Source organism: Cellulomonas chitinilytica, assembly GCF_016862675.1.
Lineage (GTDB): Bacteria > Actinomycetota > Actinomycetes > Actinomycetales > Cellulomonadaceae > Cellulomonas > Cellulomonas chitinilytica.
Window position 1 is genome coordinate 115,212 of sequence record NZ_BONK01000012.1, and the last position, 22,839, is coordinate 138,050.

The 22,839-nt window shown below is 73.4% G+C and carries 27 protein-coding genes; 25 read left to right on the plus strand and 2 right to left on the minus strand.

Going from position 1 to position 22,839, the window contains the following annotated elements; all coding sequences use genetic code 11:
• Positions 1–67: 67 nt before the first annotated feature.
• The 25 genes from Cch01nite_RS16845 (at position 68) to Cch01nite_RS16965 (ending at position 21,453) form a co-directional block, all read left to right on the plus strand.
• Complete coding sequence (locus Cch01nite_RS16845; protein ID WP_203757572.1) at positions 68–370, plus strand: flagellar FlbD family protein; 303 nt, start codon at positions 68–70, stop codon at positions 368–370.
• Positions 370–1,137 carry a motility protein A gene (locus Cch01nite_RS16850; RefSeq protein WP_203757574.1) on the plus strand — a complete coding sequence of 256 codons (768 nt, stop codon included), beginning with the start codon at positions 370–372 and terminating at the stop codon, positions 1,135–1,137. Before Cch01nite_RS16845 ends, Cch01nite_RS16850 begins: the two co-directional genes overlap by 1 nt.
• Positions 1,134–2,042 carry a flagellar motor protein MotB gene (locus Cch01nite_RS16855; protein WP_203757576.1) on the plus strand — a complete coding sequence of 303 codons (909 nt, stop codon included), beginning with the start codon at positions 1,134–1,136 and terminating at the stop codon, positions 2,040–2,042. Before Cch01nite_RS16850 ends, Cch01nite_RS16855 begins: the two co-directional genes overlap by 4 nt.
• A gap of 2 nt (positions 2,043–2,044) precedes the next feature.
• Positions 2,045–2,557: a flagellar basal body-associated FliL family protein gene (locus tag Cch01nite_RS16860; protein ID WP_203757578.1), complete on the plus strand. Its 513-nt coding sequence runs from the start codon at positions 2,045–2,047 to the stop codon at positions 2,555–2,557.
• 169 nt (positions 2,558–2,726) lie between these two features.
• Positions 2,727–3,653, plus strand: a complete 927-nt coding sequence (locus tag Cch01nite_RS16865) for a flagellar motor switch protein FliM (RefSeq protein WP_239070828.1) — start codon at positions 2,727–2,729, stop codon at positions 3,651–3,653.
• Positions 3,650–4,351, plus strand: coding sequence for a flagellar motor switch protein FliN (gene fliN, locus Cch01nite_RS16870; RefSeq protein ID WP_203757580.1), 702 nt, complete (start codon positions 3,650–3,652; stop codon positions 4,349–4,351). The genes Cch01nite_RS16865 and fliN overlap by 4 nt, the downstream gene beginning before the upstream one ends.
• On the plus strand, positions 4,351–4,806 hold the full coding sequence (locus tag Cch01nite_RS16875; protein ID WP_203757582.1) for a FliO/MopB family protein: 456 nt from the start codon (positions 4,351–4,353) through the stop codon (positions 4,804–4,806). Before fliN ends, Cch01nite_RS16875 begins: the two co-directional genes overlap by 1 nt.
• A complete protein-coding gene (gene fliP, locus Cch01nite_RS16880) occupies positions 4,803–5,660 on the plus strand; it encodes a flagellar type III secretion system pore protein FliP (protein WP_373309955.1) in 858 nt (285 codons plus the stop codon). The genes Cch01nite_RS16875 and fliP overlap by 4 nt, the downstream gene beginning before the upstream one ends.
• Complete coding sequence (gene fliQ / locus Cch01nite_RS16885; RefSeq protein WP_203757584.1) at positions 5,660–5,932, plus strand: flagellar biosynthesis protein FliQ; 273 nt, start codon at positions 5,660–5,662, stop codon at positions 5,930–5,932. The genes fliP and fliQ overlap by 1 nt, the downstream gene beginning before the upstream one ends.
• 1 nt (position 5,933) lies before the next feature.
• Positions 5,934–6,701 (plus strand): flagellar biosynthetic protein FliR, encoded by a 768-nt coding sequence (locus tag Cch01nite_RS16890; RefSeq protein WP_203757586.1) that lies wholly within the window; start codon positions 5,934–5,936, stop codon positions 6,699–6,701.
• Positions 6,698–7,882 (plus strand): EscU/YscU/HrcU family type III secretion system export apparatus switch protein, encoded by a 1,185-nt coding sequence (locus Cch01nite_RS16895; RefSeq protein WP_203757588.1) that lies wholly within the window; start codon positions 6,698–6,700, stop codon positions 7,880–7,882. Before Cch01nite_RS16890 ends, Cch01nite_RS16895 begins: the two co-directional genes overlap by 4 nt.
• Complete coding sequence (gene flhA / locus Cch01nite_RS16900) at positions 7,879–9,936, plus strand: flagellar biosynthesis protein FlhA (protein WP_203757589.1); 2,058 nt, start codon at positions 7,879–7,881, stop codon at positions 9,934–9,936. Before Cch01nite_RS16895 ends, flhA begins: the two co-directional genes overlap by 4 nt.
• Positions 9,914–11,155, plus strand: coding sequence for a hypothetical protein (locus Cch01nite_RS16905; RefSeq protein ID WP_203757591.1), 1,242 nt, complete (start codon positions 9,914–9,916; stop codon positions 11,153–11,155). Before flhA ends, Cch01nite_RS16905 begins: the two co-directional genes overlap by 23 nt.
• 80 nt (positions 11,156–11,235) lie before the next feature.
• The gene (locus tag Cch01nite_RS16910) at positions 11,236–11,895 is read left to right on the plus strand and encodes a DNA alkylation repair protein (protein ID WP_203757593.1); all 660 of its coding nucleotides are present in this window, start codon (positions 11,236–11,238) and stop codon (positions 11,893–11,895) included.
• A 94-nt stretch (positions 11,896–11,989) separates the two neighbouring features.
• Complete coding sequence (gene csrA / locus Cch01nite_RS16915; protein ID WP_203757595.1) at positions 11,990–12,268, plus strand: carbon storage regulator CsrA; 279 nt, start codon at positions 11,990–11,992, stop codon at positions 12,266–12,268.
• Between the two features lie 48 nt (positions 12,269–12,316).
• Positions 12,317–14,875, plus strand: coding sequence for a chemotaxis protein CheA (locus Cch01nite_RS16920; RefSeq protein WP_203757597.1), 2,559 nt, complete (start codon positions 12,317–12,319; stop codon positions 14,873–14,875).
• Positions 14,875–15,294: a chemotaxis protein CheW gene (locus Cch01nite_RS16925; protein ID WP_203757599.1), complete on the plus strand. Its 420-nt coding sequence runs from the start codon at positions 14,875–14,877 to the stop codon at positions 15,292–15,294. Before Cch01nite_RS16920 ends, Cch01nite_RS16925 begins: the two co-directional genes overlap by 1 nt.
• A 109-nt stretch (positions 15,295–15,403) precedes the next feature.
• On the plus strand, positions 15,404–17,026 hold the full coding sequence (locus tag Cch01nite_RS16930) for a methyl-accepting chemotaxis protein (protein ID WP_203757601.1): 1,623 nt from the start codon (positions 15,404–15,406) through the stop codon (positions 17,024–17,026).
• Positions 17,027–17,110: 84 nt separating this feature from the next.
• Positions 17,111–17,566 carry a substrate-binding domain-containing protein gene (locus Cch01nite_RS16935; protein ID WP_203757603.1) on the plus strand — a complete coding sequence of 152 codons (456 nt, stop codon included), beginning with the start codon at positions 17,111–17,113 and terminating at the stop codon, positions 17,564–17,566.
• A complete protein-coding gene (cheB, locus tag Cch01nite_RS16940; protein WP_203757605.1) occupies positions 17,563–18,678 on the plus strand; it encodes a chemotaxis-specific protein-glutamate methyltransferase CheB in 1,116 nt (371 codons plus the stop codon). Before Cch01nite_RS16935 ends, cheB begins: the two co-directional genes overlap by 4 nt.
• On the plus strand, positions 18,675–19,694 hold the full coding sequence (locus Cch01nite_RS16945) for a CheR family methyltransferase (RefSeq protein WP_203757608.1): 1,020 nt from the start codon (positions 18,675–18,677) through the stop codon (positions 19,692–19,694). The genes cheB and Cch01nite_RS16945 overlap by 4 nt, the downstream gene beginning before the upstream one ends.
• Positions 19,691–20,074, plus strand: coding sequence for a response regulator (locus Cch01nite_RS16950; RefSeq protein ID WP_203757609.1), 384 nt, complete (start codon positions 19,691–19,693; stop codon positions 20,072–20,074). Before Cch01nite_RS16945 ends, Cch01nite_RS16950 begins: the two co-directional genes overlap by 4 nt.
• Entirely contained in the window at positions 20,071–20,538 is a 468-nt protein-coding gene (locus tag Cch01nite_RS16955) for a chemotaxis protein CheX (RefSeq protein ID WP_203757611.1), read from the plus strand. Before Cch01nite_RS16950 ends, Cch01nite_RS16955 begins: the two co-directional genes overlap by 4 nt.
• A gap of 67 nt (positions 20,539–20,605) precedes the next feature.
• Positions 20,606–20,968: a response regulator gene (locus Cch01nite_RS16960; protein WP_203757613.1), complete on the plus strand. Its 363-nt coding sequence runs from the start codon at positions 20,606–20,608 to the stop codon at positions 20,966–20,968.
• Positions 20,965–21,453 carry a hypothetical protein gene (locus tag Cch01nite_RS16965; RefSeq protein WP_203757615.1) on the plus strand — a complete coding sequence of 163 codons (489 nt, stop codon included), beginning with the start codon at positions 20,965–20,967 and terminating at the stop codon, positions 21,451–21,453. Before Cch01nite_RS16960 ends, Cch01nite_RS16965 begins: the two co-directional genes overlap by 4 nt.
• 47 nt (positions 21,454–21,500) lie before the next feature.
• On the opposite strand, the gene galE is transcribed toward Cch01nite_RS16965, so the two are convergent.
• Both galE and Cch01nite_RS16975 read right to left on the minus strand, forming a co-directional pair.
• A complete protein-coding gene (gene galE, locus Cch01nite_RS16970; protein ID WP_203757617.1) occupies positions 21,501–22,478 on the minus strand; it encodes a UDP-glucose 4-epimerase GalE in 978 nt (325 codons plus the stop codon).
• A 71-nt stretch (positions 22,479–22,549) separates the two neighbouring features.
• Complete coding sequence (locus tag Cch01nite_RS16975) at positions 22,550–22,798, minus strand: DUF2530 domain-containing protein (protein WP_203757619.1); 249 nt, start codon at positions 22,796–22,798, stop codon at positions 22,550–22,552.
• Positions 22,799–22,839 lie beyond the last annotated feature (41 nt).

The following is a 22,839-nucleotide window of genomic DNA, read 5'->3' on the forward strand; positions in this document are numbered from 1 at the left end:
GGGCCCACGGACGGGCTCTCGGCGGGAGCAGCCCCGCAGGAACCAGGTGACCAGGGACGGTAACGCCGTGATTGTCGTGACGCGCCTCAACGGAGGACAGATCGGGGTGAACCCCGACCTGGTCCAGCGGATCGACAGCGCCCCGGACACGATCCTCAGCCTCATCGACGGGACGAAGTACATCGTCGTCGAGTCGATGGACGAGGTCATCGCGCGGATCAACGAGCACCGGGCGTCGATCCTGGCGCGGGCGCGGGAGATCCAGTCGTCGCCGTACATGGAGCTGGTGCCTGACCTCCCCGAGGAGGTCGACGAGGCGTCGGCCGCACCGCTGGCGCCCGCCGTGCCGATCCGACCGAGGAGCATCTGATGGACCCGGCTGGACTGATCGGACTCGGCGTCGCGTTCGCCGCCATCTTCGGGGCGATGACCATCGAGGGCACCGACCCGATGGCGCTCCTGCTGCCCGCACCGCTGCTGCTCGTGTGGGGCGGCACGCTCGGTGTCGGCCTCGCGGGGCACACCCTGCGCGACGTCAAGGGTGCGTTCGCGGCCGTCCCCCGCGCGCTGCGCGCCTCCGTCCCGGACCCGTCGCAGACCGTCGACACCCTGATCGACCTCGCGGACCGCGCCCGGCGCGAGGGTCTGCTCGCGCTCGAGGACGCGGCCCGGAACATCCCCGACATGTTCCTGCGCGGCGGCCTGCAGGCGGCGATCGACGGCACCGACCCCGAGGACCTGCGCACGATCCTCGAGGACCGCATCGCGACGAAGCGCGCCCGCGAGCGGATGCACGCCAAGTACTTCCAGGACATGGGCGGCTACGCGCCGACCATCGGCATCATCGGCACCGTCATCTCGCTCGTGCACGTGCTCGAGAACCTCGCCGCGCCCGCGCAGCTCGGGCACTCCATCGCGGCCGCGTTCGTCGCGACGCTGTGGGGCATCCTGTCCGCGAACACCGTGTGGCTCCCGCTGGCGACCCGCATCCGCCGGATCTCGGACCTCGAGTGCACGCAGATGGAGATGACGCTCGAGGGCCTCCTCGCCGTCCAGGCCGGGGCCAACCCGCGTCTCGTCGGTGAGCGCCTGCGCAGCCTGCTGGCCGACCAGCCGACGGCGAAGGCCGCGGCGTGAGCACGCTCGGCGGACGCCCGCGCAGGCGGGGCCACGTCGAGGAGGAGCACGTCAACCACGAGCGGTGGCTGATCAGCTACTCCGACATGATCACCGTCCTGATGGCGCTGTTCATCGTGCTGTTCGCGATCAGCCAGGTCGACCAGGAGAAGTACATCGCCCTGCGCGACTCGCTGTCGGCCGGGTTCATGGACACCACGACGTCCCCGTCGGTGCTCGACGGCACGGCCGGCAACCTCGACGGCCACAGCGCGCAGACCGAGAACACCCCCGCCACCGGCACGGCCGGCATGGTGAACGCCGAGAACGGCCTGGGCCTGCAGGCGGCCGACCCGATGGTGCCGCCGGCGCAGACGCCCGACTCGACCGTCGACCCCGCGGTGCTCGCGGCGGCGCAGGCGGAGGCCGCGCACCTGGAGCAGATCCGCGACGCCATCGCGGCGTCGCTCGCTGCGAACGGGCTCGACGGCGTGGTCCGGTTCCGCATCGACGAGCGGGGCCTCGTCATGGGGCTCGTCGCCGACGACGTGTTCTTCGCGCCGGCCCGGGCCGAGCTGACGGAGACGGCCGTGCGCGTGCTCGACATCGCCGCGCCGATGATGGTCGGGCTCGGCGAGAACGTGTCCGTCGAGGGCCACGCCAACAACATCCCTGTGTCCGGCCGGTACCCGACGAACTGGGAGCTGTCCGCCGACCGTGCGACCCAGGTGCTGCGGCACCTCGTCGAGGCGGACGGCATGCCCGGCGGGCGGATCATGGCCGTCGGCTTCGGCGACACGCGTCCGCTCATGGCGGACGGCTCGCCCGAGGCGCTGGCCGCGAACCGCCGCGTCGACCTCGTCATCCTCAGCAGCGCACCTGAGCAGGTGCGCGCTCTCATCCCCGCGCTGACGGCAGGAGCGTAGACATGCCCATCGAGCAGAGAGTCATCTCGGGCCCGAAGATCGGGGCGAAGATCGGCGGCGGCGCGTCGTCGGTGCCGAACCCGACCCCGGAGCCGGAGCCGGCGAAGAAGCGCAAGTTCAAGGTGCGCCGACCCGTCCTCATCGCAGGGCTGCTCATCGTCCTGCTGGCCGGCGGGGCGGGGTACTGGTTCTTCCTGCGGGGCGACGGGACCCCGACGGTGAAGGCGCCCGAGCCCGGCGCGGTCGTCACGGTCGACCCGGTGAGCCTCAACCTCGCGGACGGCCACTACCTGCGCATCGGCTTCGGCCTGCAGCTCACGAAGGAGACGGTCGAGGCCCCCGACACGTCGCGGGCGCTCGACACGGCGATCGCGCTGTACTCGGGCCGGACCGTCGCGGAGATCTCCGACCCGGCCACCCGGGCGGCGCTGAAGGCCGAGTTCGTCAAGGAGCTCGACGAGAAGTACGACGGCGAGGTGATGGACGTCTACCTGACGAACTTCGTCACGCAGTAGGCCGGCACGACGCCGGCGACCCGGGGCGCCATGGAGGGCGCCGCACCGCTCCGCCACCTCCTCGCTCAGCACGAGCGACCACGGCAGGACCGACCCAGGACGGGTCGGCGCGGAGATTCTCGTCACGGTGGATGCTCACATCCGTCGTGCGCCCGCCGATAGGCCATTCGTGACCACGCACCAGGGGACCTCGCGGCGCCCCCGCAGCACCGAGCCGGAGCCCTACGACTTCCGTCGGCCCCTCACCCTCGCCCGCGAGCACGCCCGCCACCTCGAGATGGCGTTCCAGCGGGTCGCCCGCCAGTTCGGCACCCAGCTCACCGCGCGCCTGCGGGTCGTCTGCCAGGTGACGTTCGACGACATCTCGCTGCGCACGTACGACGAGTACGTCGGCCAGCTCCCCGCACCGACCGCGATGGTCCTGTGCACGATCGACCAGAACAAGCAGACCGCGGTCGTCCAGATGCCCGTGGGCGCGATGCTCGTGTGGGTCGACTACCTGTTCGGTGGCGACGGCCGCGGCGACGACCGCGAGGGCCGTGAGCTCACCGAGATCGAGTGGACGCTCGTGAAGGACCTGCTCGCGCACGCGCTGGGCGACCTCGAGTACGCCTTCGCCGGTGTGACGGCGTTCGCGCTGTCGGTGCGCGGCGTCCAGTACAACCCCCAGTTCGTCCAGGCCGTCGCCGCGCAGGAGACCGTCCTCGTCGCGAGCTTCACGCTGCGCGTGGGGGAGCGCGAGGAGGTCATGACGTTCATGGTCCCGTCCGACCTGCTCCTCGGCGCGCTCCGCGCGAAGGAGGGGGCGAACACCCGGTCGGACGAGGAGAAGCGCGTCGCCGCGCTCGCCCACGCCGACCTCGAGCGGTCCGTGCAGGACGTCCCCGTGGACGTCGCGGTGCGGTTCGCTCCCGTCGTCGTGCACCCGCGCGACGTCGTGCACCTCGCCGTCGGCGACGTGCTGCCGCTGTCCCACCTGTCGACGGACCCGCTGGACGTGGTCGTCGACGGGGTCGTGCTCGCCCGTGCCGCCGCCGGCAGCCACGGGTCCCGGCTCGCCTGCCAGGTCGTCACCGTCGAGGAGATCCCCGCATGACCATCGCCACCACCACCCTCGGGAAGGCCGCCGCCGACGCCGCCGCCACGCTCGTCCCGTCGAGCGTGCCGCTCGTCGCGGTCCCCGCGTCGTTCGCCGACGTGCCGGTCGACTCGACCGCGATGGTCGCCTCGTTCGTCGGCTCGCCGAGCGCGGAGCTCGCCGTCGTCGCCGACGGTGCCGTCGCCGACGCGGTCGCGGCCGCGGTCGAGGCGGGCACCCCGCTCGCGCCGGTCGACGCGCTGCGCCCGGCCCTGGAGGCGGCGTCGCGCGCGCTCGGCTCCGGCGTGCTGGAGACGGTCCGCACCGAGCCGGTGTCCAAGGTGCTCGCCGAGGACACCGAGGTGTACGCGCTCACGGCCGGCGACGTGCCCGTCGCGTGGTTCGCGGTGCGGGTCCGCGGCGCGCGGGTCACGACCCCGACGACGTCGCAGGTGCCGACGCCGCGCGCGAACCTGCGGATGCTCTACGACGTCGAGATGACGCTCACCGCGGAGATCGGCCGCACCCGGCTGCCCGTCCGCCAGGTCCTCGAGCTCGCGCCCGGCGCCGTCCTCGAGCTCGACCGCACCGCGGGCAGCCCCGCGGACGTCATGGTCAACGGCCGGCTCGTCGCGCGCGGCGAGGTCGTCGTGGTGGACGAGGTGTACGGCATCCGCGTCACCGAGATCGTCGCCGGCGGGGAGCAGGTCGGCTGATGAACGGTCTCATGCTGACGCTGCGCGTCCTGCTGTCCCTGGCCTGCGTGATCGCCCTCATCTGGTACGTGGGGCGTCGCTGGGGCGGTCAGGGTCGGTCGGCGGGCAGCTCGCGTGAGGCCCACGTCCAGGTCGTCGGCCGTCAGTCGGTCGGCCGGCACTCCGGTGTCGCCGTCGTGGCCGTCGGCTCGCGCCGGCTGCTCGTCGGGTACGGCGAGCAGCAGGTCAACCTCCTGACCGAGCTGTCGCCGGTCGCGGAGATCCAGCCCGCACCGGTCGTCCCGAAGGCCCCGAAGGTCCCGACGAAGCCGTCCGTGCCGAAGCAGCGGTCGGGTGACCTGCCCACCGGCGTCGCCGACGCGCTGCGGCCCGCACCGCTGCAGGGCTCCGTCCTGTCGCCCGCGACGTGGCGGCAGGCCGTGCGCGCCCTGCAGGACAGGACCGTGCGCCGGTGACGGCCGCCCGCCCGGAGCGCCGGTTCCCGGCGTTCCGCGACCTCGTGCGCTCGTCGCCGGTCCGCCGCGTGGTGCTCGTCGCCGCGCTGGTCACCGTCGGGCTCGTGACGAGCGCCGCGGCCGCGTCCGCCGCGCCGACCGACCCGGCGGCCCCGTCCTCGCCCACCGCACCGGCGACGGGCGACACCGTCTCCGTCGCCGTGAACGGCGTCAACGGCACCCCGTCCAGCTCGATCGTGGTGCTCCTCGGCATCACGCTGCTGTCCGTCGCCCCGGCGCTGCTGCTCATGACGACGAGCTTCACCAAGATCTTCGTGGTCCTGTCGTTCACCCGGAACGCGCTCGGCCTGCAGGGCGTGCCGCCGAACCAGGTGCTCGCCGGCCTCGCGCTGTTCCTCAGCCTGTTCGTGATGGCGCCGACGGTCAGCCAGGTGAACAGCGACGGCATCCAGCCCTACCTGCACGGCGAGAAGACGTTCGCGCAGGCCGTCGAGTCCGGCGGCGACCCGCTGCGCGAGTTCATGCTCGACCACACCCGCGAGCAGGACCTCGCGCTGCTCACCCGGGCCGCGCACCAGGAGAACCCGGAGACCCACGAGGACGTGTCGTTCGCGACCCTCGTTCCCGCGTTCCTGCTCAGCGAGCTGCGGTCTGCGTTCATCATGGGCTTCGTCGTCTTCGTGCCGTTCCTCGTGATCGACCTCGTGGTGTCGGCGTCGTTGATGTCGATGGGCATGATGATGCTGCCGCCCGTGATGATCTCCCTGCCGTTCAAGCTGCTGCTGTTCGTGCTGGTGGACGGGTGGGGGCTGGTCGTCACGTCCCTCGTCGGCTCCTACGCGGGAGGCGGCTGATGGACACCAACGCGGTCCTCGACGTCGGCGTCGACGCCCTCGTGCTCGCCGCCAAGCTCGCCGCCCCGATCCTCGTCACGGCCCTCGTGGTCGGGTTCGCCGTCTCGCTCGTCCAGTCGGTGACGCAGATCCAGGAGGTCACCCTCAGCTTCGTGCCGAAGGCCATCGCCGTCGCGATCGCCCTCGTCGTGTCGGGGCACTGGATGATCTCCGAGCTGGTGACGTTCACGCACGACCTGTTCGAGCGCATCCCGACGCTCGTCGGGGGCTGACATGGACCCGATCGCGGTGACGCTGCCGGTCTCCCTGGTGGAGACCACGATGCTCGCGGGCGTGCGGATGGCCGCGTTCCTCGCGATCGCGCCGCCGTTCGCCGCCCGGGCGGTGCCGGCGACCGTCAAGGTGATGCTCGCGCTCGGGCTCGCGCTCGCCGTCGGGCCGCGTCTGGCGCCCCTGCCGTCGGACACGACGGGGATGTTCGTCGGCGCGCTCGTCGGGCAGGCCGTCATCGGCGCCGGGCTCGGGTTCCTCGTGTACCTGGTGTTCTCGGCCGTGCAGTCCGCCGGCAGCCTCATCGACATGTTCGGCGGGTTCCAGATCGCCGCCGCGTACGACCCGATGAGCATGACGAGCGGGGCCCAGTTCTCGCGGCTGTACCAGATGGCGGCCCTCGTGCTGCTGTTCGTGAGCGACGGCTACCAGGTCGTGCTCGGCGGGCTGGTCCGCACGTTCGACGCGCTGCCGCTCGGCGTGCTGATGGACCCGGGGCCGCTCGCGGCGACCCTCACGACCGGGCTCACGCAGATGATGGTCGCGGCGCTGCAGATCGCGGGGCCGCTCGTCGTCGTGCTGTTCCTCGCCGACGTGGGGCTCGGTCTGCTCACGCGCGTCGCGCCCGCGCTCAATGCGTTCGCGCTCGGGTTCCCGCTGAAGATCCTGCTCACGCTCGCGTTCGGGTCCTTCGCGTTCCTCGCGCTGCCCGGCGTCGTGCACGCGCTGACCGGCCGGTCCGTCGAGCAGCTGCTGGGGGTGCTGCCGTGAGCGACGGGCAGGACAGGACCCAGAAGGCCACCCCGCAGCGGATGCGGGACGTCCACCGCAAGGGCAAGCTCGGCCGGTCGCAGGACCTGTCGGCGTGGGTGGGCCTCGCGGCCGCCGCCGTGATGCTGCCGATGGTGCTGACCCGCGGCAAGGCGGCGGCCCTCGACCAGCTCGCGGGCGTGCGCGCCGTCGCGCAGGACCCGACGCCCGAAGGTGCCGTGCAGGTGCTCGGCGACGCGCTCGGCTCGGTGCTGACCACGCTCGCGCCGCTGTTCGTGGTGCTGGTGGGGGTCACGCTCGCCGTCGGCATGGCGCAGGGCGGCTACCGGCCCCGCCGGATGACGTTGCACGTCGACCACCTCAAGCTCGGCGGTGCCGTGAAGCGGCTCGTCGGCATGCAGGCGTGGTGGCAGGCGGCGAAGACGGTCCTCAAGACGGCCGTGGTCGCGCTCGTGCTGCTCACCGCCGTGCAGGCGCTCGTCCCGATGCTCATGGCCTCGGGGAGCCTGCCGCTGTCGCACCTGCTCGGCACCGCGTCCTCGGGCACCGCGAACCTGCTGCGCCTCGGCATCGGCGCCGGCGTGCTGCTGTCCGTCATGGACGTCGTCGTCGTCGCGCGGCGCAACCGCAAGCAGACGCGCATGACGTTGCGCGAGGTCAAGGAAGAGCACAAGCGGACCGAGGGGGACCCGATGCTCAAGGGCGCGATCCGGGCCAAGCAGCTGTCGATGAGCCGCAACCGGATGATGGCCGAGGTCGCGAACGCCGACGTCGTGCTCGTCAACCCCACGCACGTCGCCGTCGCGCTGCGCTACGAGCCGGGCACCGGCGCACCGCGCGTCGTCGCGAAGGGCGCGGGCGCCGTCGCCGCGCGCATCCGCGCCGAGGCGTCCGAGCACCGCGTGCCGATGGTCGAGGACGTCCCGCTGGCCCGCGCCCTGCACTCCGCGTGCGAGCTCGGCCAGGAGGTCCCCTCGCACCTGTTCACCGCCGTCGCGCGCGTCCTCGCGTTCGTCATGTCGCTGCGCCGCCGCGGCATGGCCGCCGGCCAGCACCGCGCGCCCGGCGGGTCGACGCTGCCGGCCGACGACACCACCGACCACAAGGCCGTCGCGCGCGCCGCGCGCCGGCCTCACCCCCGGCCGACCTCGGTCGACGCCCCGCAGGAGACCACCCGATGAAGTCCCGGTCCATCGCCCCCATGGCCGTCCCCGCGGGCGTCGTCGGCATCGTGCTGCTGCTCGTGGTGCCGCTGCCCGCGCCGCTGCTCGACGTGCTCATCGCCGTGAACATCACCGCGTCGCTCGTCATCCTGCTCACCTCGATGTACGTGAAGCGGCCGCTCGACTTCTCGGTGTTCCCGTCGCTGATCCTCGTGTTCACGCTGTTCCGGCTCGGGCTCAACGTCGCGTCCACCCGGCTCGTGCTGCGCGACGGGTACGCCGGTCAGGTCATCGACGCGTTCGGCCACTTCGTGGTGGGCGGCTCCCTGGTCATCGGCCTGGTGATCTTCCTGATCCTCGTGGTCATCCAGTTCGCGGTCATCACGAACGGTGCGGGCCGTGTCGCGGAGGTCGGGGCCCGGTTCACGCTCGACGCGATGCCCGGCAAGCAGATGGCCATCGACGCCGACCTCAACAGCGGGCTCATCGACGAGGACACCGCGCGGCAGCGCCGGGCGGACGTCGCCGCCGAGGCCGACTTCTACGGTGCGATGGACGGTGGCTCGAAGTTCGTCAAGGGCGACGCGATCGCCGGCATCGTCATCACGGTCATCAACCTCGTCGGCGGCTTCGTCATCGGCATGGTGCAGATGAAGATGTCCGCGGGCGACGCGCTGCAGCGGTTCAGCCTCCTGACCATCGGCGACGGGCTCGTCACCCAGATCCCCGCGCTGCTGCTGTCGGTGTCCACGGGCATCGTCGTGACCCGTGCGACCGCCTCGGGCGACCTCGGCACGGCCGCGGCGAAGCAGCTCATGCAGTCCCGCACGGCCCTGCTGATCGCGGGCGGCGGCGCGGTCGCGCTGGCCCTGCTGCCCGGCATGCCGAAGCTCCCGTTCATGCTGGTCGGCTGCGCCCTGATCTTCGCCGCCCAGCGTGCCAAGGCCACGCAGGCCAAGGACGCCGCCGCCGCCGAGAAGGCCGCGCTGCCGTCCCCGACCGCGCCCCCGGCGGACACCCCCGAGCAGCTCATCGAGCAGATGCGCGTGCACACCCTGGAGATCCTGCTGGCCCCCGACCTGGTGGACCTCGTCGGCGCCGGCCCCGACGCCGACCTGCTCGCCCGCGTCCGTGGCCTGCGCCGCAAGACGGCCCTCGAGCTCGGCATCGTCGTGCCGCCCGTGCGCACCCGCGACAGCGTGGACCTGCCCAGGTCCACGTACGTCGTGAAGATCGCCGGCGTCGAGGTCGGCCGCGGCGAGGCGCCCGGCGGCCGGATGCTCGCGCTCGGCGACGACCTGTCGTCGCTGCCCGGCACCGCGGTGCACGAGCCCGTGTTCGGCCTGCCCGGCAAGTGGGTGCCCGCCGAGCTGCGGCACGCCGCCGAGATGTCCGGCGCGACCGTCGTCGACCGGGTCTCCGTGCTCATCACGCACCTGGGCGCGCTCATCACGCAGAACGCCGCACGCCTGCTCGGCCGGGAGGACGTGCGCGTCCTCACCGAGTCGGTCAAGCGGGTCAACCCGTCCGTCGTCGAGGAGCTCGTGCCGTCCCTGCTCAGCCTCGGCGAGGTGCAGCGCGTGCTGCAGGGCCTGCTCGCCGAGGAGGTCCCGATCCGCGACCTGGGCCGCATCTACGAGGCGCTCGCGCTGCGCGCCCGGGTCTCCACGGAGCCCGAGGGGCTCGTCGAGGCCGCCCGTGCGGCGCTCGGCCCGGCGCTCGCCTCGTCCTACGTCCAGGAGGGCGTCATCCGCGTGCTCACCCTCGACCCGGCGCTCGAGCAGTCGCTCGTCGAGTCGCTGCGGCCCGGCGACCAGGGCACGCACCTGCTCGTCGACCCGCACCGCCTGGACGCGGTGCTCGCTCAGCTGCGCTCGTCGGTCGCGACCGCCGAGGCCGACGGCCGTGCCGTGGTGCTGGTGTGCGCACCCGCGATCCGACCGGCGCTGCACCGGCTCGTCGCGCTCGGCCTGCCCCGCCTCCCCGTGCTGTCCTACGCCGAGGTGACCGGCGCGGGCGTCTCCGTCGAGACCGTGGGGGTGGTGCGCGGTGACCACGCGATTGCTGCTTGAGGGTGCCGACCTGGCAGAGCTGATGGCGCACGTGCGCTCCGAGCTCGGCCCGACGGCCCGCATCGTCCGCGCCGAGCGGATCCGGTCCGGCGGGTTCGGCGGGTTCTTCGCGCGTGAGCGCTACGAGATCACCGTCGACGTGCCGCCGGAGCCGGTCGCGAAGCCGCGCGCCGCGCTGCGTGCCGTGCCCGAGGGCGGGATGGCGGCGCTGCTGGCGGCCGCCGACGAGGCCGACGCCGGTCTGGACGGCGCTCCCGACCGCTCCGAGCTGCCCGCCGGACGGCTGTCGAGCCGGTCGGAGTTCGCCGCCGTGCTGGAGAAGGTGAGCGGCCTCGTCGACGGCGACGTCCCGGACCTGCCGGACGGCGAGGAGCGGGCCGCGCTGGTCGCGACCGCCGGGACGGCCATGCCCGCCGTCACCGCCGAGGCGGTCGCTGCGCTCGTGTCGAGGACCGTCGTGCCGGAACCCGAGCCCGATCCCGTGCCGTTCGTGCCGCTCGCCGCGGTGCCGGACCGGGCGCCCGACCGGGTGGCCGACGCCGCCCCGGGCGGCGACGACGCGCACGACGACGGCCTGCACGACGCCCTCGCCGAGATCGGCGTCCCGCGGCGCCTCCTGACGGCCCCGCGCGTGACGCTGTCGAGCGTGCTCGCCGACCTCCCCGCCGCCCCGCCGGTGCCGCGTGCACCCGGCTCGGTGCTCGTCGTCATCGGTGCGGACGACGACGCCGACGCGGTCGCCGCCCTCCTCGCCGAGCGTCTGCGCCTCAGCCCGGACGCCGTCCGGCCGGCAGGCGGTGCACGGCCGCGCACGGCGGGCCGGACCCGCGCCGGCGCCCGGATGGCGAGCCCCGACCAGGTTGCCACCTGGCGGGCCGGTGCGACGAGCGCCGACCACCCGTGGGTCGTCGCGCTCGCGGTCGGGCCCGAGCCCGAGGACCGTGCCGCGGCCGCCGCGCTCGTCCGCGCGTGCGAGCCGGACCAGGTGTGGGCCGTCGTCGACGCGCGCACCCGCACCGCGGACGCACGCCGCTGGATCCGCTCGGTCACGTCGTCGGTCGACGCCGTCGCGATGCGCGGCCTCCTGGACACCGCCGAGCCCGGCGCCGCCCTGGCCCTCGGCATCCCGGTGGCGTGGATCGACGGCGTCCCCGCGACGACCGTCGCGTGGGCGGCCGCCCTGAGCCAGGCCCTCGGCGACACCGCCCGCTGGGACTGACCCCGGACAGTCGCCTCGGGCGTGTGGCGGGCGTGTGGCGCGCGTTGACGGGGCGCGAGGTGCGCCGCGAAGGTGGGCGGGTGCCCGGGAGCAGCGCCGCCGACGTGCTGGCCGCGCTGCGTGGGCACGCCGACCCGGGCGAGCACGCGACCACGAGCCGCCGGCTGGACGGCGTCCCGCTCGTCGTGATCGGCGTCCGCATGGGCACGGTCTTCGACATCGCGAAGGCGCACCGCACGCTGCCGCTGCCGGAGGTCGCCGCGCTGCTGGAGCGCGACGAGTACGAGGCGCGGATGGTCGGTGCCGCGGTCCTGGACTTCCGGGCCCGCGCGCCGCGGATCGACGCCGACGGCCGTCGGGCGCTGTACGACGTCTGGATGGACCACCTCGACCGGATGGTGACGTGGGACCTGATCGACCGGTCGGCCCCTCGGGTGGTCGGCCTGCACCTGCGGGACGGCGACCGGGCACCCCTGTTCGTGCTCGCGGCGTCGGACGACGTCTGGCACCGGCGCACGGCCGTCGTCGCGACCTTCTCGATCATCCGGGCGGGCGACGTCGCGGACCCGCTGCGGATCTGCACCCTCGTCGCCGCCGACCCGGAGAAGCTCGTGCAGACCGCGCTCGGCACGGCCCTGCGTGAGATCGGCCGCATCGACCCCGCCGCCCGGGACGCGTTCGTCGCCGACCACGGCCCGACGATGACGGCGACGGCCCGCCGCGTGGCGACGTCGGCCTGACGCGGCGGGACGCAGCGGGCGAACCCTCGTCGAGGGCGCCGCGGGGCGCGCGCCGCGCGGGAGGTCCGCGCACCCTCCGGGGTAGTGTCGCGGCATGCTCGTGCTCAGCAGACGCGTCGGGGAGCGCCTCGTGATCGGTGACGACATCGTCGTGACCGTCATCGAGGTCCGCAGCGACGGGGTCAAGCTGGGCATCGACGCCCCGCGGCACGTGCGCGTGCACCGGGCGGAGGTCCTCGACGCGGTCACGGCCGCGAACGTCGACGCCGTCGCGGCCGACGACAGCACCGCCGCGGCGCTGCGCAAGCTCGTCCCGACTCCTCCCGCACAGCCCTCCTCCGACCCCTCAACGGAGGCATCCCCCGACCGATGAGGTGGGGTACCGAAGGTGTGCCGCTCGCCCTTCGGCGGGGAGGCATGCGTGGAGGACATCGACGAGATCGTCCGCGAGTTCCTGGTCGAGAGTCATGAGAACCTCGACCAGCTGGACCGCGACCTCGTGGCCCTGGAGGAGACTCCGGGCGCCCGGGACCTGCTGAGCAGCGTCTTCAGGACGATCCACACCATCAAGGGCACGAGCGGCTTCCTGGCGTTCGGCAACCTCGAGCGGCTCACGCACGTCGGCGAGAACCTGCTCGTCGAGTTGCGCGACGGCAAGCGGTCCATGGACCACGCGACGACCGACGTGCTGCTGCGCATGGTCGACACGGTCCGGGCGCTGCTCGCGGTCATCGAGCGCGACGGCACCGAGGGCGGCGTCGACGTCGACAGCGCGATCGCGGCGATCGTCGCCGTGCAGGAGGGGAAGACCGCCGAGGTCCCGCACCCCCGCGAGGTCCCCGCGGCCGAGGTCGCCCCGCAGCCTCCGGTCGCCTGGGCTTCCGAGCCCGTCGCGGCGCCGGTCGCTGTGCCCGTCGCTGTGCCCGTCGTCGAGAGCCCCGCCGAGCCCGAGCCCGCGCCGGCGGCCCCCGCCGTGCCGGAGGCGAAGCCGAAGGCCAAGACGCCGCGGGCGAAGATCGCGAAGCGCACCGCACCCCCCGTCTCGGCCACGGTCGAGACCCTGGCCGCGGCGCCCCCGGTCCCCGCCACGCCGGCGCCGGCCCCGCAGGCCCCCGCCCCGCAGGCCCCCGCCCCGGCACCCGCTGCCCACGTGCAGGAGGACGCCGACGCGGCCCTCCACGCCGCCGCCCAGCAGGCGCTCGCCACAGCGGCCGCCGCCGCGCTGGAGCCGGTCGCCGAGTACGTCCCGGTCAAGGAGCTGTCGACCGCCCCGCTCGAGGAGGTCGGCCAGCTGCGCACCGCGGCGGAGTCCTCGATCCGCGTGGACGTGGACCTGCTCGACCAGCTCATGCGGCAGGTCGGCGAGCTCGTGCTGGCCCGGAACCGGCTCAGCCGGCTCGCGGGTGCGGCGCAGGACGCGGACCTCGCCCGGTCGGCGCAGCAGATCAACCTCATCGCGACCGAGCTGCAGGACGGCGTGATGCGCACGCGCATGCAGCCCATCGAGCACGTGTGGTCGAAGATGCCGCGCGTCGTGCGCGACCTGGCGTCGGCGTGCGGGCGTGAGGTCCGCCTGGAGCTGACCGGTGGCGACACCGAGCTGGACCGTGGCCTGCTGGAGGCGGTCAAGGACCCGCTGACGCACCTGGTCCGCAACGCGGTGGACCACGGGATCGAGTCGCCCGCCGACCGCGTCGCCAAGGGCAAGTCCTCGCAGGGCCTGCTGGAGCTGCGCGCGTCGCACGCGGGCGGCCAAGTGGTCGTCGAGGTGCGGGACGACGGCGCCGGCATCGACCCGGCGAAGGTCGCGGCGAAGGCGGTCTCGAAGGGGCTGCGCACGGCCGAGCAGGTGGCGGCGATGAGCACGGGCGACCTGCTCAACCTGCTGTTCCTGCCGGGTTTCTCGACGGCGGAGGCCGTGACGAACGTGTCCGGCCGCGGTGTCGGCATGGACGTCGTCCGCACCCGGGTCGAGGCGATCGGCGGCACGGTCGACGTCGAGTCGACCATCGGGGTCGGCACGGTGTGGCGGCTGCGGATCCCGCTGACGCTCGCGATCCTGCCGGCGCTGACCGTGGAGGTCGACGGCGACGTGTACGCGGTGCCGCAGGTGCACGTGCTGGAGCTCGTCGCACTCGACTCGGCGCGGTCGGAGTCGGCCATCGAGTACGTGCAGACGGCACCGGTGTACCGCCTGCGGGGCGAGCTGCTGCAGCTCGTGTCGCTCGCGGAGGTCCTGGGCCTCGGACGGGGTCAGGCGCTGGAGAACGCCGACGGCGTCATCGTCGTGGTCGGCGCCGACGACAACCGGTTCGGGCTGCTCGTCGACCGCGTGCTCACCACCGAGGAGATCGTGGTGACGCCGCTCGCGACGCAGCTGAAGTCCATCGGCATCTACTCGGGCACCACGGTGCTCGGCGACGGTGGCGTGGCGCTGATCCTCGACATCCAGGCGGTCGCGCGGCGCACGCTGCTCGAGGTCGAGCGCGGCCAGAGCGGCTCGCTGCTCAGCGCGGCGCAGGCCGCGGCGTCCGACCAGGTCGAGGCCGCCCAGCTGCTGGTCGCGGAGATCGGCGACGACCGCCGGGTCGCGATGCCGCTGGCGTCCGTGGCCCGCCTGGAGCACGTGCGGTCCGACGAGGTCGAGATGGTGGGCGGCCGCGAGGTCATCCAGTACCGCGGCACGATCCTGCCGCTGGCCCGGCTCGACCGGCTGCTGGGCGCCCGCGCCGAGGCGACCGACGAGATGCTCCTCGTCGTCTACACGCGCGGCGAGCGCAGCGTCGGCCTGGTGGTCGAGGAGATCGTCGACATCGTCGAGGACCAGGTGGACCACCACTCGGAGATCGACGACCGGGGCCTGATCGGCTCGACGGTCATCAACGGCCGGGTCACCGAGCTGCTCGACGTCCGGGCCGCGGTGCTCGCCGCCGACGACCAGTTCTACGAGGACGAGATCGACGAGCGGGAGGTGGCCTGATGGCCCGGTACGTGACCTTCACGGTGGCGGACGGCCTGTACGGCGTCGACGTCCTGCGGGTCCAGGAGGCCCTGCGGGGGCACGAGCGCACGCGTGTGCCGCTCGCCCCGAAGGGCATCGCGGGCCTGGTGAACCTGCGCGGTCAGGTCGTGCTCACGGTGGACCTGCGTCCCCGGCTGGGCCTGCCGCAGCTCGACGAGGACGCCGACCCGATGATGGTCGTCGTCCAGGTCGCGGGGGAGCCCGTGAGCCTGCTGGTCGACGAGATCGGCGACGTCGTCGACGTGCCGGCGGACCGCGTCGAGAACCCGCCGGACACGCTCGACCCCGACCTGCGCACCCTCATCCGCGCCGCGTGCACGCTCGACGACCGGCTCCTGCTGGTCCTCGACGTCGACCAGGCCGCGGCTGCCGCCTGACGATCGTCGACCGCGGACGGGACGGACCGCCCGCGATCTCTCAGACCTGCGCCCCGCCGACCGATCGGAACGTCGACGGCGACGACCAGAACTACCGAGGAGCCCCCCGATGAGCAAGACCTCCCGCGAGAGCGGCGGCGGACGCCGCTTCGCTTTCGCGAACCTGGGTGTCCAGACCAAGATCCTGGCCCTGCTCGGCCTCATGGCGGTCGTCGCCGCCGGCTCCGGCGCGTTCGCGTACGTCTCCCTCAACCGCGCGTCGCAGGACGTGAAGGACCTCGCGGAGATCCAGAACCACGTGTCGAGCCTGCGGGACGAGATCGACGCGGGCCAGCTCAACGCGCGCCTGATCGTCGCCCAGCTCGCCGCCATCAACAACAAGGCGCTCGAGCAGGAGTGGGTCAACAAGCAGGACGAGAACGACGCGGCGATGGAGACGGCCATGGCCGCCTACGCCAAGACCGACGCCGCGCACGGCTCGGCGGCGTGGAAGGCGTTCGTCACCGACTACGAGTCGTGGATCGCGATCCGGGACAAGTCGCTGGTTCCGCCGGCGCTCAAGGACGACACGACCGCCTACAACATCAACGTCAAGACTCTCAGCCAGCCGGCCGTGGACCTGGTCTCCGCGGACATCGAGACGGTGCAGGAGGAGACGAACGCGAGCGTCTCGGCCGTCGCCGACGCCGCGACGGGCCGTGCGACCCAGGCCGGCCTGATCCTCGCCGGCAGCATCGTCCTCGGTCTCGCGGTCGCGCTGTTCCTCGGCATCAAGATGTCGGCCGGCATCCGCAACTCGGTGTGGGGCGTGTGCCGTGCGCTCAACGCGATGGCGATCGGCGACTTCACGATGAACGTGCCGAACTCGTCGCGCGACGAGATGGGCCAGATGGCCGACGCGCTCGCGAAGGCGCAGCGCGGCGTCCGGCAGACCCTCAAGGGTGTCGTGCAGACCGCCGAGGACGTCGCCGCCGCCGCGGAGCAGCTGTCGGCCGCGTCGAGCCAGGTGTCCGCCGGGTCGGACGAGACGTCCGTGCAGGCCGGTGTCGTGGCCGCGGCCGCCGAGCAGGTGTCCCGCAACGTGCAGGCCGTGGCCGCCGGTGCGGAGCAGATGGGTGCGAGCATCCGCGAGATCGCCCAGAACGCGACGGAGGCGGCGAAGGTCGCCCAGGCCGCGACCGGTGCGGCGTCCACCGCGAACGACTCGGTGTCGCGCCTCGGCTCGTCGAGCCAGGAGATCGGCAAGGTCGTCAAGCTCATCACGTCGATCGCGGAGCAGACGAACCTGCTGGCGCTCAACGCGACGATCGAGGCGGCGCGCGCCGGGGAGGCCGGCAAGGGCTTCGCGGTCGTCGCCGGTGAGGTCAAGGAGCTCGCGTCGGAGACGGCGAAGGCCACGGAGGACATCGCCCGCCGGGTCGAGGCCATCCAGCAGGACACCACGGGGGCCGTCGCGGCCATCGGGGAGATCGGCGCGATCATCGCCTCGATCAACGACTACCAGCTCACCATCGCCTCGGCGGTGGAGGAGCAGACGGCGACCACGAACGAGATGTCGCGCGGTGTCATCGAGGCCGCGACGGGCTCGGGCGAGATCGCCACGAACATCACCGGCGTCGCCACGTCGGCGGCGACGAGCTCGCAGGTCCTCACGCAGATGGGGGACTCGGTCGCCGAGCTCGCCCGGATGTCGAACGACCTGCGCGAGCGCGTCGCGTCGTTCACCTACTAGTCCTGGTCGGGGCGCCGCGAGGCGCACCCGGGCACGACGTCACCGCGGGTCACGGACGACCTGGCGGACACGAAGGAGACACGGATGTCGCGACGAGGGACATGCGCGGCGCTGGTCGCGGTCGCACTGGCGGCCGCGTTCGCAGGCCGCCAGGGCGGGGGAGCGATGTCGCAGGATGCTGCGGCCCAGCTCGCGTCCACGCAGCTCGTCGGGATCTCCCTCTCCAGCAGTGCCGGACCGCACACCCGTGCGGACGGCGAGGACCTCACGCACCGCCTCACGTCGGCGGGGTTCGGGGTCCGGACGGACTACGCGGGGGACGACCCCGGGACTCAGGTGGCTCAGGTGCGTGCGATGCTCGACGACGGCGCCGACGCGCTCGTCGTGCGCGCGGTCGACGACGCCGTGCTGGGCGAGGTCCTGGCGATGGCGCGGCTCGCCGACGTCCCGGTCGTGACGCGCGACGCGGACGGCCCGGCCGAGCAGACGGTCGCGTCGGTCCGCTCGCTGCTGGGTGCACCCGCCGGGGGGCACGCATGATGCCGATCCGGGTGCTCGTGGTCGACGACTCCGTCGTGGTGCGCCGCATCGTCAGCGACGTCCTGTCCGCGGACCCGCGCATCGACGTGGTCGGCTGGGCGGCGAACGGCCGGCTGGCGCAGGCGAAGGTCGAGCAGCTGCGTCCTGACCTCGTGACGATGGACGTCGAGATGCCCGAGCTGGACGGCATCGGCGCCGTCCGGGCGCTGCGCGCCGCCGGGCACCAGATGCCCGTCATCATGTTCTCCACGCTCACGGAGCGTGGCGCGGCGGCGACGCTCGACGCGCTCGCGGCGGGTGCGACCGACTACGTGACGAAGCCGACCGGCATGGGCAGCGTGCGCGAGGGCCTCGCGCAGGTCGCGAAGGACCTGGTCCCGCGCATCCTCGCCCTCGTCCCGCGCGACACCGCGGTGGACGCCGGGCCGGACCTGCCGGTGCCGCGCGCGAAGCGCCCGGAGCGGCCGGAGGTCGTGGTCCGCGACGACGCGAGCCGGCACGGCGTGAAGCTCCTGCTCGTGGGCGCCTCGACGGGTGGCCCGGACGCGCTGTCGCGCCTGCTCGGCTCGTTCACCGCGCCGCCGCCGGTGCCGGTGCTCGTCGTGCAGCACATGCCGCCGGTGTTCACGCGCCAGCTCGCGGCGCGGCTCGACCGGGTCGGACCCGCGCGGGTCCACGAGGCGGTCGCCGACGAGGAGCTGCTGCCCGGGCACGTGTACGTCGCCCCGGGCGACCACCACCTGGTCGTGGACACCCACACGGGCGTCCTGCGCGCGGGCATCTCGGACGACGCCCCGATCAACTTCTGCCGGCCGTCGGTCGACGCGCTGTTCCGTTCCGCGGTCCGCGCCGTGCGCGGCGAGGTCCTGGCCGTGGTCCTCACGGGCATGGGCGCCGACGGGCGGACCGGCTGCGAGGACGTGGTGCAGGCGGGCGGCACGGTGCTCGTCCAGGACGAGGCGTCGAGCGTGGTGTGGGGGATGCCGGGTGCGGTCGCGACCGCCGGCCTCGCGCACCAGGTGCTGCCGATGGCGGAGATCCCCGCCGCGGTGGAGCTGGTGCTCGAGCTGGCAGGCAGCGCAGCGGGGACGGCGGGGGGTGGGACGCGATGAGCCTGTCTCCTGACGTGTTCACCTACGTCGCCGACCTCGTGCAGCGCCGGGCCGGCATCCAGCTCGACGCCGGCAAGGAGTACCTCGTCGAGGGTCGCCTGCAGCCGCTCGCGAAGGAGGCCGGGCACCCGCGCGTCGACGCGTACGTCCGTGACCTGCGGGTCGCCGAGCGGCCGGCCGACGTCCAGGCCGTCGTCGAGGCCCTCACCACCAACGAGACGTCGTTCTTCCGGGACGGCACGCCGTTCCGCCTGCTCACCGAGCACATCGTGCCGGCGCTGCGCGGCCCCAACGGCTCGCTGCCGCGGCTGCGCGTGTGGTCGGCGGCGTGCTCGACGGGCCAGGAGCCGTACTCGATCGCCATGACGCTGGCCGACTGCGTGGGACCCGACACGTCCGTCGAGATCGTCGCGAGCGACCTCAACACGGCGGTCCTCGAGAGGGCCGCCGCGGGGGAGTACTCGCGGATCGAGACGAACCGCGGCCTGCCGTCGTCGATGCTCGTGCGCTACTTCGACGCCGAGGGCACCGGCTGGCGGGTCCGCGAGCAGCTGCGCCGTCAGGTCACGTTCCTGAAGCACAACCTGCTGGAGCCGCCCGCGTTCGGCGGCCAGTTCGACGTGGTGTTCCTGCGCAACGTGCTCATCTACTTCGACCTGCCCGTCAAGCGTCAGGTCCTCGAGCACGTCCTGGCCGCGATGCGCCCCGGCGGGTTCCTGGTCCTGGGCGCAGCGGAGACCACCATCGGTCTCGACGACGGCTGGGAACGGGTGCCCCTCGAACGGGGGGCGGTCTACCGCGCGGTCCCCCGGGTCCCCGCCTGGGGGCTGCCCACCGCGACCTCGCCCGTGCCTGTCGTCCTGCCCGCCGCTCGCGGCCCCCTCACCGGGGCCGTCCCCCGGACGGCACCCCCGGGTGTCCTTCCGCACGCACGTCCAGCCCATGTCCCCGCCGGGGTGCCCGCCCCGGTCATCCGCCCTATCACCCCCGCCCCTGTCAGAGGAGAGACCCGATGAGAGCACTCGTGGTCGACGACTCGCGCACGATGCGCAGGATCGTCGCCGGGATCCTGGAACGGCAGGGCTTCGAGGTCCTGCAGGCCGAGCACGGAGAGGAGGCCCTCGCCGTCCTCGAGGAGGACGACCGTTTCGACCTCCTCTGCATCGACTGGAACATGCCGGTCATGGACGGTCTGGAGCTCGTCGCCGCCGTCCGCAAGAACCGTCAGTGGCGCAACATCACGATGATGATGGTGACCACCGAGGCCGAGCAGTCCCAGATCGTGCGCGCCCTTGCGGCAGGTGCGCACGAGTACCTGATCAAGCCGTTCACCCCAGAGGAGCTCCGGGCCAAGCTGGAGCTGCTCGGACTCGTTTCAGTCAAGGAGCTCGCATGAGTGCAGAGGTCGAGGTCGACCAGGTCCTGGTCATCGCCCGGGACATCTTCTCGTCGATGATCGACGGTGAAGCCGGGTTCCTGGAGTCGTGGGTCGGAGAGCCCCCGGTCCTGGCGGAGCCCGTCGTGGCGTGGGTGGACCTGCGTGGTCCGTGGTCGGGTCGCGCCGCGCTGCGCACCGAGACGCCCACCGCGCACAACCTGTCGCGCGCGCTGCTCGGCATGTCCGCGGACGAGGAGGTGTCCGACGCGGACCTCGCGGACGCGGTCGGTGAGCTCGCGAACGTCGTCGGAGGCAACGTCAAGGCGCTCCTCCCGGAGGGCGGCAAGCTGGGTCTTCCCGAGGTCGCCGCGGAGCTGCCGCTCACCGCCGACGCGGTCCTCATGCACGGTGTCGCGCTCGCATGGCGCGGACGCCCGCTCGTCGTCGAGATCTGGGCGCTCCCCACCCTCGACCAGCCGTGACCACAACGACCACGGTGCCCCGGGCGATCCCCCGCAGCCGGGCCCGCACCTTTGGAAGGAGCTCCGCATGATCCGCGTCCTCGTGACCGACGACAGCCGCGTGATGCGCCAGATCGTGATCCGTACGCTGCGCCAGGCCGGCTACGACTGGGACGTCCGTGAGGCGTCCGACGGCGCCGAGGCTCTCGAGGCGGTCCGCGCCGACGAGCCCGACGTGGTGCTGTCCGACTGGAACATGCCGAACGTGAACGGCATCGAGCTGCTCAACCAGCTCCGTGCCGAGGGGTTCCAGACCCCGTTCGGCTTCGTCACGTCGGAGAGCTCGGAGGAGATGCGCTCGACGGCCGAGGCCGCCGGGGCGCTGTTCCTCATCTCGAAGCCCTTCACCCCGGAGTCCTTCCGGGAGGTCATCGAGCCGGTGCTCGCATGAGCGCCGACACGCCGCTGGCCACGCCGAAGGACGTCAAGGACCTGCTGCACAGCCTCGTCGGCCGTGAGGTCGAGGTCTACGCGACCGGCAAGATGCAGGACCCGGCGGTCGGGGACGGCAACCTGGTCGGCGTGTACACGGACAACCGGATGGCGCTGAGCGGCATCGTGCTGCTCGACGTGCCGCTCGGGGCGTACGTCGGGGCGGCGCTGGGCCTGGTCCCGGTGCGGCTCGCGCAGCAGGCGGCGAACCACGGCGGTCTGCCCGACAACCTGCTGGAGAACGCCAGCGAGGTGCTCAACGTGATGTCGGCGCTGTTCAACGCCGACGGCGCGCCGCACGTCCGGCTCGACACGGTCTACGAGCCGGGGCACCCGTTGCCCGCTGACGTGGCGCAGTGGGTGGCCGCGTTCGTGCCCCGGTGCGACCTCGACGTCGAGGTCGCCGGCTACGGCCGGGGCGGGTTCTCGCTGCTCGTCCTCTGACCTCCGGCCGGCGCCGGGGGTCGGGGTCGGGGTCGGGGTCGATCCCGTCAGTCGACGCCGGCGGTCGCCCGCCGGGCCTCGAGCGCGGAGACCAGCATGTCCTGCAGCGTCCGGCGTGCCCGCCACCCGGTGGCCCGCTGGAAGGCGTCGACGGCGCCGACCACGCTCGCGGAGTCGCCGGTGCGGCGGGGGCGCACGACGGCGCCGAGGGGGCGGTCGACGGTCTGCTCGAGCCGGTCGACGACCTCACGCACGGAGGTCCCCGCACCGGTGCCGACGTTGAACACCTCGTGCGGGACCCCCGACGTGCGCAGCCGCTCCAGCGCGGCGACGTGCGCCTCCGCGAGGTCGAGCACGTGCACGTAGTCGCGGACGCAGGTGCCGTCGGCGGTCGGGTAGTCGTCGCCGAAGATCTCGGGCGGCGTCCCGCGCAGCACCCGGTCGACGAGGATCGAGACGAGGTTCGTCGTCCCGTCGTCGCCGAGGTCGGGCCATCCGGCGCCGGCGACGTTGAAGTACCGCAGCGACACGGCGCGCACGTCGCCGGCGGCGGCGGACCAGCCGAGCAGGTCCTCGCACCCGAGCTTGGTCGCGCCGTACGGCGTGAGCGGTCGGGTGTCGTGCGACTCCGGGACGAGGTCGGTCGTCGGCTCGCCGTACACGGCCGCGGACGACGACAGCACGATGTCCCGCACGCCGGCGCTCCGCATGGCGAGCAGCACGGTCGTCAGGGCCCCGAGGTTCTGCGCGTAGTAGCGCGCGGGCTGGTCCACCGACTCGTCGGCCCGCTTGAGCGCGGCGAGGTGGATGACGGCGTCCACCCGGTGGTCCTCGAGGAACCGGGTGAGCGGCTCGACGGCGCCGGCCGACGCGAGGTCGACCCGGAGCAGGGGGGCCGCACCGATGCGGGCCGCGCGTCCGGTGGCCAGCGAGTCGGCGACGACGACGTCGTGCCCGGCCCGGGTGAGGACCCGCACGACGTGGGCGCCGATGTACCCGGCTCCGCCCGTCACCAGCACGCTCATGCGGGGACCGTACCGTGAACCGGCGTCCGGCCCGCCCCCGGCCTGACCGGTGGTACCCGATCGGCGCACGGTCAGGCGGGCGGGGCGACGTCCGGCGGGGTGGTCCGGTGCCGCCGGGCCCAGTCCCACCCGAAGGCGCCGGTGGCGATCCCGGCGAGGCACACCCACACGGGCATCCAGGTCGCCGTCCCGACGGCGGCGAGCACCGTGCACACGGCGAGGGCGACGAGCCACAGCGCGGTCCCGACGAGCATCACGCGGCCCAGGTCCACCGGCACCGGTGCGGGCGGGGTCCGGGTGGCGCGGGGGATCAGGGGCACGGTGGGAGGCTACGCCACCACGGTGCCGGGGACCCAAGGGC